The 14,863-nt window shown below is 58.3% G+C and carries 11 protein-coding genes; 2 read left to right on the forward strand and 9 right to left on the reverse strand.

Features of this window, described 5'->3' with window-relative positions:
- Positions 1-15 precede the first annotated feature (15 nt).
- From AC2FFF_RS04725 to hemB, 4 genes are all read right to left on the reverse strand, one after another.
- Positions 16-408 carry a nuclear transport factor 2 family protein gene (locus AC2FFF_RS04725; protein ID WP_142633530.1) on the reverse strand — a complete coding sequence of 131 codons (393 nt, stop codon included), beginning with the start codon at positions 406-408 and terminating at the stop codon, positions 16-18.
- A 106-nt stretch (positions 409-514) separates the two neighbouring features.
- Positions 515-2,977 carry a penicillin acylase family protein gene (locus AC2FFF_RS04730; protein ID WP_281972014.1) on the reverse strand — a complete coding sequence of 821 codons (2,463 nt, stop codon included), beginning with the start codon at positions 2,975-2,977 and terminating at the stop codon, positions 515-517.
- A 173-nt stretch (positions 2,978-3,150) separates the two neighbouring features.
- Positions 3,151-3,726: a lipid-binding SYLF domain-containing protein gene (locus AC2FFF_RS04735; RefSeq protein WP_142633534.1), complete on the reverse strand. Its 576-nt coding sequence runs from the start codon at positions 3,724-3,726 to the stop codon at positions 3,151-3,153.
- Between the two features lie 141 nt (positions 3,727-3,867).
- The gene (hemB, locus tag AC2FFF_RS04740; RefSeq protein ID WP_281972015.1) at positions 3,868-4,866 is read right to left on the reverse strand and encodes a porphobilinogen synthase; all 999 of its coding nucleotides are present in this window, start codon (positions 4,864-4,866) and stop codon (positions 3,868-3,870) included.
- A gap of 119 nt (positions 4,867-4,985) precedes the next feature.
- Here hemB and AC2FFF_RS04745 point away from each other — a divergent pair, with 119 nt between their 5' ends.
- Together AC2FFF_RS04745 and mfd are read left to right on the forward strand one after the other, a co-directional pair.
- Positions 4,986-5,513, forward strand: coding sequence for a component of SufBCD complex (locus tag AC2FFF_RS04745; RefSeq protein WP_142633539.1), 528 nt, complete (start codon positions 4,986-4,988; stop codon positions 5,511-5,513).
- Between the two features lie 18 nt (positions 5,514-5,531).
- Positions 5,532-8,987, forward strand: a complete 3,456-nt coding sequence (gene mfd, locus AC2FFF_RS04750) for a transcription-repair coupling factor (protein ID WP_281972016.1) — start codon at positions 5,532-5,534, stop codon at positions 8,985-8,987.
- On the opposite strand, the gene AC2FFF_RS04755 is transcribed toward mfd, so the two are convergent.
- The 5 genes from AC2FFF_RS04755 to AC2FFF_RS04775 all read right to left on the reverse strand — a co-directional run bounded on the left by AC2FFF_RS04755 (position 8,984) and on the right by AC2FFF_RS04775 (position 14,828).
- Positions 8,984-9,652 carry an SH3 domain-containing protein gene (locus tag AC2FFF_RS04755; protein WP_281972017.1) on the reverse strand — a complete coding sequence of 223 codons (669 nt, stop codon included), beginning with the start codon at positions 9,650-9,652 and terminating at the stop codon, positions 8,984-8,986. The two genes, mfd and AC2FFF_RS04755, sit on opposite strands and share 4 nt — an antisense overlap.
- Positions 9,649-11,313: a hypothetical protein gene (locus tag AC2FFF_RS04760; RefSeq protein ID WP_496882863.1), complete on the reverse strand. Its 1,665-nt coding sequence runs from the start codon at positions 11,311-11,313 to the stop codon at positions 9,649-9,651. Before AC2FFF_RS04760 ends, AC2FFF_RS04755 begins: the two co-directional genes overlap by 4 nt.
- 57 nt (positions 11,314-11,370) lie before the next feature.
- A complete protein-coding gene (locus tag AC2FFF_RS04765; RefSeq protein ID WP_281972019.1) occupies positions 11,371-12,579 on the reverse strand; it encodes an MFS transporter in 1,209 nt (402 codons plus the stop codon).
- A 75-nt stretch (positions 12,580-12,654) separates the two neighbouring features.
- Complete coding sequence (locus AC2FFF_RS04770) at positions 12,655-13,314, reverse strand: DsbA family oxidoreductase (protein ID WP_142633547.1); 660 nt, start codon at positions 13,312-13,314, stop codon at positions 12,655-12,657.
- Positions 13,311-14,828, reverse strand: a complete 1,518-nt coding sequence (locus AC2FFF_RS04775) for a class I adenylate-forming enzyme family protein (RefSeq protein WP_496710297.1) — start codon at positions 14,826-14,828, stop codon at positions 13,311-13,313. Before AC2FFF_RS04775 ends, AC2FFF_RS04770 begins: the two co-directional genes overlap by 4 nt.
- Between the last annotated feature and the right edge of the window lie 35 nt (positions 14,829-14,863).

Consider the following 14,863-nt stretch of genomic DNA (forward strand, 5'->3'; position numbering starts at 1 on the left):
CAAAGTGGTCCGTGATCAGCCGTCAATCTGGCGCTGAAAATCCTCGGCATCGAACCAAACCAGAGAGGTCTGGACCTGATTGGTGTCGGTCATTTCCCATTCTTCCCAACCCCGCGTCACGACGTCGTTGCCGGTCTTGGAATGCTGCCCTTCAAGTGTCCAGACAAATATTGCGTGGCTTCCCGCCCAGCGAAACATGTCGCAGCGGACCTCAAGATCGGGGAAATCAGTGTAAAACCCGCGCGCCATTTCCGCCACCGCAGCGCGGCCTATGATCGGTTCTCCACGGTTGATCGTGATCTGCCCGTCGGGCGCAAAGAAACCGGCGACAGCCTCGGGGTCGCCCGAGCTCCAGGCGATCGCATAATCCCGCGCGAGATTGTTCAGCTTATCCCGGATACTGGCCATTTGGTCCCCCGCACACAAATCCTAGGCCTTTGGATCGTATGCCAAACGCCATTCAGCGTCCACGCGATGGAAAATAAACGGGCGAGGTCTTGCCGAAGCACGGACCTTAGCGGGGGATAAGGGTGGTCACTCCGACGGCGGCTGCATGTGCCAGGTCAAGGTCCAGGGACATCGGGATGTATTCACCCCGACGCCAAAGCTGGGCCTGATCGTCATAGTAGCGTGACAGGAAGTGACCCGACTGGCCCGTAGCGGTGATAAAGACCGAGCTGTCGGGGTCGGCAAAATCATAGACGCCACGATAGCCTGCACCGTGCACGTTCTGAAACGGATCAGGGCCTTCACCCGATGTTCTGCCGCGCAGCAGGGTATTGTCACCACCACTGGTGGACTGTCGGATATTCACAAAGAATCGCAACACCGGAACCGATCCCAGAACCGGGTGGTCATGCGTCGCCTGATGCGCGTCACCCCAGCGTAGAGATTCCAGTGATCCTCCGTATTTTTCGGAAATCCAGATCAGCGCATCGTCCAGTGCCATGCGTGCCATATCGGTGCAGGTCTCTATCGGCGCGCTCTGACGCACATTACACCAGGCCGAAGCTCCGTCGATGTCGCGATAGACACGTTCGATGAACAGTGGTTCGACATGTTTGTATTCAGCCGCCAGGGGGCCAAGCTCATCCGCGATCAGCCGGATTTGCAGTGCCCGCAGCCATGCCGCATAGATCAGCGGCTCGGGCAGGTGTTCATTCATCTCGCCATTCCATTCGGCCAGAAGGTTCAGCGCGATCTGGCGTTGGCGTTCCTGGGTGCCTTCGGGGGCAGAGGCGCCGGTGTACCACAGATCAGCCCCGATCAGCGGCAGCAGAGAGCGGGCGGTAAAGCTGACAGTGTCCAGCTGTGCCTCGATAAAGCTGTCGCGCGTGTGTACCTCGCGCGATTGCATCAGCCGTTCCCAGCGATGGATGCGCTGCGTATCCCCCCATTCATATGAGACATGTTCGGGAAATGGCCGGTCGATGATCTTGTTGTTTGTGTTGCCCAGAATGCCGCCCGCAGGTGCGACGAATTCGGGGTTGTCAGCATAGGGCAGGCGGCCTTGCCACCGGTTTTCGGCCAGCCAGCCAGGCGTCGGAATACGCCCCCGGCTTTGGTTCTTTGCAGCACGGTGCGGCATTGCACCGATCAGCTTCATGCCGATGGTGTCCTTGTCGACCAATGACAGGTTCTGAGATGGCGCCATGAACAGCTCGGCTGCGGTGATGGCTTGTCGGACAGTGTCCGCATTCATCAGCGCCATCGAGGCTGACATGGATGTGTCCTGTGCGCTCAGGGCTGTCCAGGACAGCGAGGCGACATGACCCGGCGGCGTGATCGTCCCAAGATCGTAATGGGTGCCCGGCAGAACGGGTCCGTTCTCGGTCCAGCGCAGGGTCAGAGTGATTGGGGCTTCGTCTTTGATCTCGATAATCGAAGGGCGGCTGCGAAAGGTCTTGTATCCTTCGGGGGTCAGGTATTCCTCGGGGTTTTCTGGGTTCAACTGCTCGATATGGATGTCCTGATCATCCAGATAGGATGAGGTCAAACCCCAGCCCAGCCGATCACTGCGTCCGGTCATCACCGCCGGGATGCCGGGGATCGTGGCACCGATCACGCCGCCTTTGGCCAGTTCCAGACGGGCCAGATACCAGATACCCGGCGCTGTGAAACCCAAATGCGGGTCATTGGCCAGAAGCGTCCCTCCGCTGGCAGATCTTGTGGGCGCGGCAGACCATGCGTTCGATGCTCCGGCCAATCCGCGCTTTGGAAAGGGCGAGATGGGCGTGTCCGGCATCGACGATCCGGCCGCATATCTGGGCAGGTTAGGAAACAAGGTGGCGTATTCGGGCAGAGCGGCGATTCCCGGCCCGGGAACATCAGGCAGAATATCCGTCAGTCGGGTCTGGTCATCCAGCATAAGCGATGTGCGCGCGCGCAGCACTTCATCCTCAAGATGGCCAGAAAGTTGCAGGCTCATGAGTTTGATGACGGCCAGGCTGTCGCCCGGTTGCCAGGGCGATACAGGCGCATTGAACAAAAACATCTCTGGCGCACCGCGGCCCAATGCGTTTTCGTTAATCTCGGCAAGTCGTGCATTCACCCCGGCAGCATAAGCGCGCAGGGCCTCTTTGGTATAGTCGTCCTGGGCTTGTACCGACCGGTGTGCAAGCCCGTACAGATCAAACCGCCGCAACAGCTTGTCGATATGAACAGTGCGAGCGCCAAAGACTTCGGACAATCGTCCCTGCGCTGTCCGGCGCAGAACGGTCATCTGCCAGAGGCGATCCTGTGCATGGGCATAGCCAAGCCCAAAGAAGACATCCGGGTCTGATGCGCCCAGAATATGGGGAACATTCGCAGTATCCCTGACAACTTCAACTGGCGCAGTCAGGCCATCAACTTTAACGGTCTGATCGTAGTCCGGCAGGGACTGGCTGGCCAGAAAATACACCAGCAACACAGCCGCCAATGTCAGCAGAACAAGACCCGAGGCGATACGCACTAGCCAGCGAAAGACAATTCCCATCAGCGGTCACATTTCCGTTCACTCTATGATTGCGCAGACACTAGAGGATGGCTGGACGGATCGAAAGAGGAACCGCATGAGAACATGCGTGTTTACCGCAGTTTGAATGAAAAACCCCGCCTCGGGCCAAAGGCCGAAAGCGGGGTTTCTTGAAGGGGGAGGGTAGTCCGGTATCAGGGAATGATGCGGGTGTATTTCGTGCCTTCGACCGTCGCGCCGAACTTTAGCCCTGCCTGTCCGAAGACCGCCGCCAGAACCGGCGAACGCAGGGTGGTGGTGTCGGTCGACAGAGAGTCGCCCGTCGCATCGACCACGTAGCCGACTTCGGCCCCGGCGGTCCATCCGCTGGAACGGCGGAAATCGTTCAACGCATCCTGTGTCATGAAGAACAGGACATGCGCATATTGCTGGGCACCGATTTGCAGGCCGGCGGTTCCCGAAATTGCGGAATAATAATCAACTGTCGCGCCCTGAATGCGTAGCGCGCCTGTGCCGTAGGCACCGCCAAAGACGATTAGTCCGGCATCGGTTATCAGCGGCATGACCAGCATGCCGTTGGCCTTGTTCGCGATTTCGAGCGTGTTGGGGTAGGTGGCGTACATCTGGTTCAATGTCGCATCCACACGGGCGTCAATCGTCGCTGCGTTGGAACTGCCGACGCCATTGCCGCAAGCGGCGGTCACTGACAGACCGGCCATGCCAAAAGCAAAGCCACGACGGCTTAATCGAGTAGGTTTGGAACTGCTCATGTTTTTTATCTCTGTATAAATGCCTGATTGTCGGGTGCTCCCGATCTTGTCCGCAAGAATACGCCGATTGTCGCCTCGTGTCACGGGAAAGCTGCCCGGTGGCCAAAGATAGTCGGCGAAAAATCGCGGAAACGCGGGGGATTAGCCCTGCAGGATCCGGGCGGCCTGAGGCGCGAAATAGGTCAGGATCCCGTCGCAGCCCGCGCGTTTGAACGCAAGCAGACTTTCGAGCATGACCTTCTCTCCGTCGATCCAGCCGTTCTGCGCCGCGGCTTGTATCATCGCGTATTCGCCCGAGACTTGATAGGCATAGGTCGGCGCGCCAAACGTGTCCTTGACCCGGCGGCAGATGTCCAAATAGGGCATGCCGGGTTTGATCATGACCATGTCCGCGCCTTCGGTCAGGTCACGCTCGATCATGCGCAGCGCCTCGTCCGAGTTTCCGGGGTCCATCTGATAGGTCTTCTTGTCTCCGGTCAGCGCGCCCGAGGCGCCCACTGCATCTCGGAACGGTCCGTAGAACGCACTCGCATATTTGGCCGCATAGCTGAGGATCATCACGTTGTGATGGTCTGCGCCCTCCAGGGCGCGCCGCATTTCACCGATCCGGCCATCCATCATATCTGACGGTCCGATGATGTCGGCGCCCGCATCTGCTTGCGCCAGCGTCATCTTTACCAGCGCCTCGATCGTTTGATCGTTTATGATCTCACCATCGACCACATAACCGTCATGGCCGTTGATATTGTATGGGTCCAGCGCCACGTCCGTCATCACTGCGATATTGGGTGCGGCTTTCTTGATGGCGCGAATGGCTCGGTTGGACAGGTTATCGGGGTTCCACGCTTCGGCGCAATCTTCGGTCTTTAGGGATGCGTCGGTGTAGGGAAAGATGCAGATTGCCGGGATACCCAGGGCCTGCGCCTCGACCGCAGCCTGTGCGATCAGATCGACCGAGCGGCGCATGACGCCAGGCATCGAGGGGACAGGCTCTTCAATACCTTCGCCGTCTCGGACGAAAACCGGCCAGATCAGATCATCGGTGGTCAGTGTATTCTCGCGAACCAGCGCCCGCACCGCCTGTGATTGGCGTGTTCGACGAAAACGGGCCAGAGGATAGGGGGCAATGGTCGGTTTCATGACGCGCTCTCCTTGTAAATTCCAGCATTGGGTGGCATGAATTCCGTGTAGTCTCAAGGGTAACGATGGACGCGTCTTTGCGAAGAAGGTCCCTGAAGACGGAAATTAAGGGCTGACGCGTGGACTTATACTCTTCGATTTTTGAACTCATCGACATGCGCAGCTTTTCGAATCTCTGGTATTGGATCGGGCTTGCGGTGTTGTGGTCATCGGCCAGCCACTGGGCCATGGGCGTGCCGTATGACCTTGTTGTGCGCGCAAGACGGGTAGGCGGGCAATCGGAACAGGATTTGATGGATATCGTCCGCATTAACGGAAACCGATTGCTCTATATATTGGATGTATCCGGCCTCGCGATATTAGCGTTTAGTTGTTTTCTGTTCACGGGTCTCGCCACTTTGGGGTTCTATTACGGTGTCGAATTCGCGCAGGCCGTGTTTTTGTTGCTGTTTCCGATTTGTCTTGTCGTGCTGATCAATGTATCAGCCGCACGGAAACTGCGCCGGGAAACACCCAGTCTGGAGTATATTTCCAAGATTCTTACGCGCTGCCGGATCTATACCCAGATAGTTGGTATGATTTCGATCTTGATCACTTCGCTTTGGGGTATGTACCAGAATTTTTCCATCGGCGTCCCGGGTTGGTAAAATCAGAAAGGCTTGGCGATGACGGGTCCGAACCAAGTAATCGTTGGCGGCGCCCCCGAAGGGTTTGACGCACAGCTTGTCCTGAATGAGCTGGCGCGCTCGGGCGGGCCGGTGTGCCATGTTGCGCGTGATGACAAACGGCTAGAGGCGATGCGCGCGGCGCTTGCCTTTTTTGCGCCTGACATGCCGGTATTTGTGTTCCCAGGTTGGGATTGTCTGCCATATGATCGGGTATCGCCCAATGCGGATATCTCGGCAGCGCGTGTGGCCACCCTTGCTGCACTTGTGCACCAGATGCCGCAGCAATACGTGCTGTTGACAACTCTGAACGCCGCAACCCAACGCGTGCCCGCCCGTGCAGTGCTGCGAGAGGCGGCGTTTACCGCCCGTGTCGATCACCGCATTGATGAAACCGCGTTGCGGAATTTCCTTGTGCGCATGGGCTTCACGCAAAGCCCCACTGTGATGGAGCCCGGCGACTATGCCGTTCGAGGGGGCATCATCGACATTTTCCCGCCCGGCGAATCCGGGCCGGTGCGGCTGGACCTGTTCGGGGATGTTCTGGATGGAGCACGTCGGTTTGATCCGGTGTCGCAACGTACGACCGAAAAGCTGGCTGTTGTGGAGCTGGCGCCAGTGTCCGAGGTCATTCTAGATGACGCCGCCATCACCCGGTTTCGGCAGAATTATCGCATCGAGTTTGGTGCGGCGGGCACCGATGATCCCCTGTACGAGGCCGTCAGCGCAGGCCGCAAGCATCAAGGCATCGAGCATTGGTTGCCGTTCTTTCACGAAAAGCTTGAAACGCTGTTTGATTATCTGCCTGGTGCCACAATCTCGCTGGATGATCAGGTCACGCCTGCGCGTTTGGCACGTTGGGAAACCATTGCGGATCAGTACGAAACGCGGCGGCTCGCACTGGAGAACCGGTCGCGCATGGACACGGTGTATAAACCGACACCACCGGGCCTACTGTATCTGGATGACACTGCTTGGGAACAAGCTGTCGGCGATAGGCGCGTTCTGCAATTCAATGCATTGCCTCAGGCCCTTGGGCCCGGGGTGATCGATGCTGGTGGTCGGATCGGGCGCAACTTTGCCCCGGAACGCCAGCAGGAAAACATCAGCTTGTTCGGAGCACTGGCCAGCCATATCACCGACAAAATGGCCAAGGGGCCGGTTCTGATTGCCTCTTATTCTGAAGGGGCCCGCGAACGTCTGACTGGGCTGATCGAGGATGAAGGCCTTGCCGAGGCGATCCCCGTGCCCGACGGTACGCGCATCGGCAAACGCGGGCTGCATCTGGCCGTCTGGGCGCTGGAGCACGGGTTCGAAACGCCCGACCTGACCGTGATCGCCGAACAGGATGTGCTGGGCGATCGGCTGATCCGGCAACCCAAAAAGCGCCGCAAGGCCGAGAATTTCCTGACCGAAACTCAATCCCTTAGCCCGGGTGATTTGGTTGTCCATGTGGATCATGGCATCGGGCGTTATCTGGGGATGGAAGTCGTGACGGCGGCCGGTGCCGCCCATGAATGTCTGCTGCTGGAATACGCAGAACAATCCAAACTGTACCTGCCAGTCGAAAATATCGAACTGCTGTCGCGATACGGTCATGATGAGGGTCTGCTGGACCGATTGGGTGGCGGCGCGTGGCAGGCCAAGAAGGCCAAGCTGAAAGAACGTATCCGCGAGATGGCGGATAAGCTGATCCGCATCGCTGCCGAACGGGCCTTGCGCAAGGCCCCGATCATGGACCCGCCTCCGCACGCGTGGGAGGAGTTCAGTGCGCGCTTTCCCTATCAGGAAACTGACGATCAGCTGCGCGCAATCGGTGAGGTCATGGAAGACATGCATTCCGGCGCGCCGATGGATCGTCTGATTTGTGGCGACGTGGGCTTTGGCAAGACCGAGGTCGCAATGCGTGCCGCTTTCGTTGCCGCAATGTCGGGCGTGCAAGTGGCGGTGATCGCACCGACAACGCTGTTGGCGCGTCAGCACGCGGCCAGCTTCAAGGATCGCTTCCGGGGCTTCCCGCTTGAGGTGCGGCAGCTGTCCCGCTTCATCTCGGCCAAAGAGGCGCAACAGACCCGTGATGGGTTGGCGCGCGGCACAGTGGATATTGTAATCGGCACCCATGCCTTGCTGGCAAAAGCGATACGGTTCAACAATCTGGGTCTGCTGATCATCGACGAAGAACAGCATTTCGGTGTTGGCCACAAGGAGCGTCTGAAACAGCTGCGTAGCGATATCCATGTCCTGACCCTGACCGCGACGCCGATTCCACGAACGCTGCAACTGTCCCTGACCGGCGTGCGTGACCTGTCGATCATCGGCACACCTCCCATCGACCGGCTGGCGATCCGCACCTATGTCAGTGAGTTCGACGCGGTCACGATCCGCGAAGCCCTGCTGCGTGAACATTACCGTGGCGGGCAGAGTTTCTATGTCGTCCCGCGCATCTCAGACCTACCCGAGATAGAGGAATTCCTGAAAGAGCAACTGCCCGAGCTGACTTATATGGTGGCGCATGGGCAGATGGCGGCTGGGGAACTCGACGATCGGATGAATGCGTTCTACGACGGGAAATACGATGTCTTGCTGGCCACCACGATTGTGGAAAGCGGGCTGGATATCCCGACTGCAAATACGATGGTTGTGCACCGGGCGGATATGTTCGGGCTGGCGCAGCTCTATCAGATCCGCGGCAGGGTCGGGCGGTCGAAAACCCGCGCCTATGCCTATCTGACAACAAAACCGCGCGCCCGTCTGACTGCCACGGCCGAAAAACGCCTGCGCGTTCTGGGCTCGCTCGACACGCTGGGGGCGGGGTTCACGTTGGCGTCTCAGGACCTTGATATTCGAGGGGCGGGTAACCTGTTGGGCGAGGAACAGTCGGGCCAAATGCGCGATGTGGGTTATGAACTCTACCAGTCGATGCTGGAAGAGGCGATTGCCAAGATCAAAGCCGGTGAGATGGAAGGCCTGTCGGATGCAGATGACCAATGGGCGCCGCAGATCAATCTTGGCGTCCCTGTCCTGATCCCAGAGGATTATGTGCCCGATCTGGATGTCCGCCTGGGCCTGTATCGCCGTTTGTCGTCGCTGTCGACCAAGGTGGAATTGGAAGGCTTCGCCGCTGAATTGATCGACCGCTTTGGCACGCTGCCGAAAGAGGTCAACACCCTGATGCTGGTCGTGCGCATCAAGGCGATGTGCAAACGGGCGGGGATTGCAAAGCTAGATGGCGGGCCCAAAGGCGCGACGATCCAGTTTCACAACGACAAATTTGCCTCGCCTCAGGGGCTGGTCGAGTTCATCCAGAACCAGCGCGGGTTGGCCAAGGTCAAGGATAACAAGATCGTCGTGCGCCGCGATTGGAAGAAGGACAGCGACAAGATCAAGGGGGCCTTTGCCATCGCCCGTGATCTGGCGGAAAAGCTGGTGGCCGAAAAGAAAAGAGCCAAAGCCTAGTCACCGCTGACAAAGGTGCACAACTGCCATTCGCCAGTTTCGGATTTTGCCAATGCTGCCCGGTAACCAGTCATAGGCCACAGGAAATCGCTGTGCATATAGCCCTGGCCGCCGTCTGTCAGCAGAACCCTCTGGTACTGCGCGATGGGGGAGAAGTCGCGGATGATGACGACCTCATAGCTGATGAGGTCCAGTATCGCCGCGCCTCGATTTGGTGCGTTGCGCAGAGTTACATCCTGAGCGGTCACAAAATAGGCCAACGCCGGATCCAGCGAAGCGGGTAGGGTGAGCTGCCATTGGTGGGGCATCCAGAACTCGCCATCTTCGTTGAAATAGCCAGGCTGTGTCAGGGTGTTTTCCAGATCGGACCAAAAGGTTTCAACGACCTTTTCCCTGTCATCATCATCTTGCTCTGACGTTGCCGGTCCGGGAGTAAGATACTCGCGCAGCTCGTCCGGGCCGCCATTGCCGCCGTGGCTAAGGTAAATATCCGGGCAGGCAACAGACAGCACGCCTTCGATGTCGCGCTCGGCTACCATGTTCAGCAGGTTTGCCCGGAACGAGACGAGGGTGACATCCCGCTCGGCCTCGTTGACCGGCGGAAAGGATTGTCGATCCGCCAGCGCCGGGTTGCAGAGCAAAGCGAGCAGAAAGGCGTATCTCATTCGGCGGCCCTCATGGCGGCTTGAGCACAGAAACAGGACGCGCCAACAGCCCGGTCCGCACGAGCCAGAGCCAAATCCAGCCGTTGCCTGATCTGCACGATCTCAACCGTCTCACCGCGCGCCTTCAGGCAGTCATGCAGGCCCTTGAGGCTCCAGACATTGTCAGGATGGACAGAGGCACGGCTGAGCGTACCGCCCAACCCCAAATCCTCGCGGTATATGGTCTCGGCTTCGGCGGTATGCCCTTGTTCGAACAGCAATGCACCCAACGCGTGTCGAGTGGGCTGCATCCATCCCCATGGCTCGTCATAGGGCAAGGTGTCGTCCAGTTCGACCGAGCGGCGCAGATGGGCGTAGGCCGCATCGTAGTTTTCCATGCGATACTCGATTTCGCCACGCAGCATTTCGCGGGCAATGTCCAGCAGGTCGATCACGCGGTTATTGTGCAGCAATCGCGTTTCTGGCACGCGGGCCTTGGCAGCGAGGAACAACTGCTCTTCGGCTTCGGCTTCGCTGACCTGCCCAGTGGCGGCAAAAGCAATGGCCCGGGCATAATGCGTGGTTGCCGTGAGAGTGCAGTACAGTTCGGGGTCCGAGGGCAGCTCAAGCGCCATTGCCTCTTCCCAACGGCCAAACCGGATCAGGATATGCGGGCCCATTGACATGTAACTTTCGAAGAAATCCGCCATAGGCGGGCTTTCTATGCGCAGCATGTCTTCGGGTGTGGTGTCCCACAATCCCTGATTGGCCCGCAGAGCCGGTTCCATCTGTCCCAGAAATAGGGCGCCATATATGACAAAATGATAATTGTGCTGGCGGTAGCCGGTGTAGATGTTGAACGCGCCTTCGCGTTCGTAATATTTCAGGTCGGCCTCAACGGCTTTTTGGTTCCAGTGGACGACGTTCTGGTAATGGCCGCACAGCACATCGATATGGGTGGGCATATGCACCAAATGGCCCGCATCGGGAACCAGCGTCCGCAGAACATCCCCCGCTTTCAGCGCTTTTTCCGGGGTCGGAGACATCTCCATCAGGTGGACATAAAGATGCAGTAACCCGGGATGAGACATCGCTGCTGGATCATCAGCCATCGCCTCCTCCAGCGCTTTTTGCGCCTCGACCGTGGCGGCCCCTTCGGCGGGCTGGCCGGTCGTCAAATCCCACATTTGCCAGGGAGTGAGGTTCAAAAGCGCTTCGACATAGATCGTGCGCAGGTCCAGATGAGCGGGCTGCGATGCAAACGCTGCGCGCATAGCATCGGCAAAATCGTTATCCCAGTTGTGCATGTCGTCAATGGCTTCGCGCTGGGGATAGCGGGCGGGAAGCGCGCGGATCAACGCTCGTTCAACCGGCGTACATTCGCCCACAAGAGACATGGCCAGCTGCGTCGCATCATAGGCCAGCGTCAGCGCCTTTTGCCTGCCTGCGTCATCGTGCAGGTCCCAGGGCATGTTGTAATTCGGCCCCGCCGCATAGGCGACGCCCCAATGGGCCATGGCGCAGTTCGGGTCATGCTCTAGCGCGCGCTGAAAACAGACGACGGCCTCTTCGTGGTTATAGCCATAGCTCCAGACCAGCCCCCGGTCGAACCACAGTTGCGCATCGGGCGAAGAGGTGCTTACCGGACAGGAATGCGTGCCCAGATCGTAGTAGTCGCTCATTGAAAATCTCCCCTCGAAACAAGGGGAGGATAACGTGTTTCACGCGCTCTGCACAGATCAGGCGGGCAATCTGTCTTCTATCCGGCCCATATACAGCATCAGGCCGAACCCCATCGTGCACATGGTCAGGACACCTATTGCCAAGGGCAGGATCGATCCGTCAAACAACTGTCCCAAGGGGGCTGCTACTGCAGCGGCCAGAACGGTTGATACCGCGCCTATGACTGACGCTGCCATGCCCGCAATATGGCCCATCGGCTCCATCGCTATGGCATTCAGGTTGCCCATCGTCATACCGGCCATGAAGAACACGGCAGTCTGCCAACTGACAAAAAGCGCAAATGAGGCGCCATCAGAAAGGTCCAGACCATTCATTACCATGACAAAACACGTAAAGATGATCTGTGCGCCCAAAGTCCAGGTTACAATCCGGCGCATCCCCAATCGGATGACCAAAGTCGCGTTCAACAAACTGGCCGAGCCAGCCATCAGAGCAACGAAACCAAACCAGAATGGGAAACTATCTGCTCTGTCGTAGATGATGTCATAAACAGGTTGTACCATCGTCAGCATGGTGAACAGCATCCCAAGGCAAAGCGTTTGCACCATGATCGAAACCCGCACAGTCGGGTGTGCAAACATCTGCCGCGCGGCATCAATCATGAGCGGCAGGCGCAGGGGACGGCGATTTTCGGGTGCCAGAGGTTCGCTCAGACGCAGGCCCATCCACGTGATGGTGGTCAAAGAGAACAACATGAACGAAGCGAAGATGCCACGCCACCCGGCCAGAGCGATCACCCCGGCACCCATCATGGGCGCGATGGCGGGAACCAGCGTAAAGATCATCATGGCAATCGAGACGATGCGGGCCATCTCACGGCCGGAATAAAGGTCACGGATAATGGCCATGGCCACCACGCGTGGGGCCGCGCTGCCAATGCCTTGAAAGATGCGCGCAATCAACAGCATCTCAAGCGAGGAGGTGGCCCAGGCAACTGCGGCAGACAGGATATACAGCGCAGAGCCGACGTAAATTACCGGCTTGCGCCCGAATGCATCCGACAGAGGGCCGGTGAAAAAGGTGCCGATCCCCATGCCCAGCACAAATGAGGTCAGGATCAACTGCGCCTTGTTTGCATCACCTGGGCTGAGTTGCGCGCTGATCTGCGGCAGGGCGGGCAGCATCGAGTCGATAGAAAACGCGATTGTCGCAAACATCATTGCGATCAAAGCGACAAATTCTCCGCGCGGCATGCGATTACTCATGGGGCTCTCCTGACCCGTTCGCGCTATCACAGCGGATTGGGCACGGCCAGTGATCAGAATGCACAGGAGGCTGTGCTATTTTGCAGGGGAAGCCTCGATTTGAGACATGATTTCACCGATCACGCGTTCCCACATTTCCGGTGGTTGCGCGCCGGGGACAGCATGTTGGTTGGCAACGATAAAAGTCGGTACCGACGTCACACCCATCTGCCGGGAATGCGCGTCACGGTTGCTGATGTCGGTGCGGTCGGCGTCGGATTTCAGCAGCTTCATGACGACGGCGGCGTCCATCCCCTGACTGTCGGCAATATCCGCCAGAACCTCGTGGTCGCCGATATCGCGACCCTGTACAAAATAGGCCTGAAACAGGGCATCAACTATAGCGTTCTGCTTGTTTTCGATCCCGGCCCAGTGGATCAGCCGATGAGCATCCAGCGTGTTCGGGGTGCGCTTCATCCCCTCAAAGTCGATGCCCAAACCTGCATTTTCGGCATGCTCGACCACCGGGGCATACGCACGGATGGCACCGTCTTTGCCGCCGAATTTGCGCTCCAAGTATTCGCGCCGATCCATGCCTTCGACCGGCATATCGGGGTTCAGCTGAAAGGGGTGCCATTCAATGATGAATGGATGATCCGGAGTTGCAGCCAACGCCTTGTCCAGATGAGTCTTGCCAATATAGCACCAGGGGCAGATCGGGTCAGACATGATGTCGAGCTTGACGGTCTGGGTCATGTATTGGTCGCCTTGAAATAGGCCGGCAGCGCCCGGCGCAAAAGTTTGCCATTGCCGCCTGTTGGCAGCTGAGGCAGATGGATAAAGGCGCGCGGTTGCTTATAGCGCGCCAGATTTGTCTCGACATAGGCGCGCAGGGCGTCCTCGTCCAGCTTTTCCGGCCCGGTATAGAATGCCACTATGACAAAACTGTCCTGCTTGACCTCAACGGTGGCCGCGCCGACCTGCGAGATGCCGGGATATCGGGACAATGTGGCCTCGACCTCGATCGGTGAGACCCGGTAGCCGCCTGCATTCATCATATCATCGTCTCGGCCAAGATAGGTGATCTGACCATCAACTGCCATTGCACCCTGATCGCCGGTCAGAAACCACTCGCCCTGCATCCTGGCCAGCGCTTCGTCCGGCGCGTTGAGATAGGTCAGCATTAGGCCGGGGTCTGATCGGTGGATGGCGATGGTCCCTTCTTTCCCCTGTGGAACCGGCCCGTCTGGACCCAGAATTGCCACACGTCGCCCGGGTTGTGGTTGCCCCAGTGCATCGCCACGTGCCGGATAGGCTGGGCTTGAAGAGATGAAGGTCGAGCATTCGGACATTCCAAAAGCTTCATACAACTCGCGCCCGGTGATCCGTGTCCATTTCTGGTGCAGATGCCGTGAGAGTTTTTCGCCAGCGCAAAGACCGTGCCTCAGATCGGGAAGGTGCAGATCGTTTGCTTCGTTCAAAATTTTCCGAAACACGCCCGGAGCTGCAGCAAATATCGTGGCACGGTGATTGCGCAGCATATCGGGTAGGTTCGACAGATCGGTGCCGGGTTCCGGTATCAACGCTGTCGCGCCAATAGTCCAGGGATCCATCAGTCCTGTCCCCAACGTATAGGTCCAGTTGAACGCACCTGCATGGCACAATCGATCCGTTTCCTGCAGGCCGTACCACCCATCCACCATCATCTGCCGCGCCCAAATTGCACGATGGGCATGTGCAACGGCCCGTGGCTTGCCCGAGGTGCCAGAGGTATAGACCACATAAGCCATGTCTTCGGGGTCGCCCATCCGAAACTCGGCCAGAGGTAGATCGCGCATCTCGCGCAGTTGGCTCAAAGATATTTGGTTCGGGTGATCCGCGCTGGCGATATCGGGATCGCGCAATATGGCGGCGGGCTTCAGATCTTGGATGATCTTTGCCGTTTCCGGCTGTGTCAGCTGTGACGATGTCGGCACGGGTACAATGCCGACCGCGATTGCACCCAGATAGGTTATTGGAAAATCAACCGTGTTCCCCAAACGCATCAAGACCAGATCGCCCGGTTTCAGACCGGCCCCCAGCAGACCTGTACCGGTTGCAAGGATCGCGCGTTTCAACGCAGAAAAGCTCCAGTTCTGTGCCGACGTTGCGCCAAGTACCGACAAGGCAATCTTGTCGCCATTGCGATCTGCTTGACGCAACACATGCGCGGCCAGATTGAAAGGGGTGGGGCAGGCCTTGGGCGGGCCTTGATCGAAAAGGGAAAGCATGGCGTCTGGCTAACGCGGCAACTGCTGCGTTGCAA

This window comes from Ruegeria sp. YTSA226 (assembly GCF_059609905.1).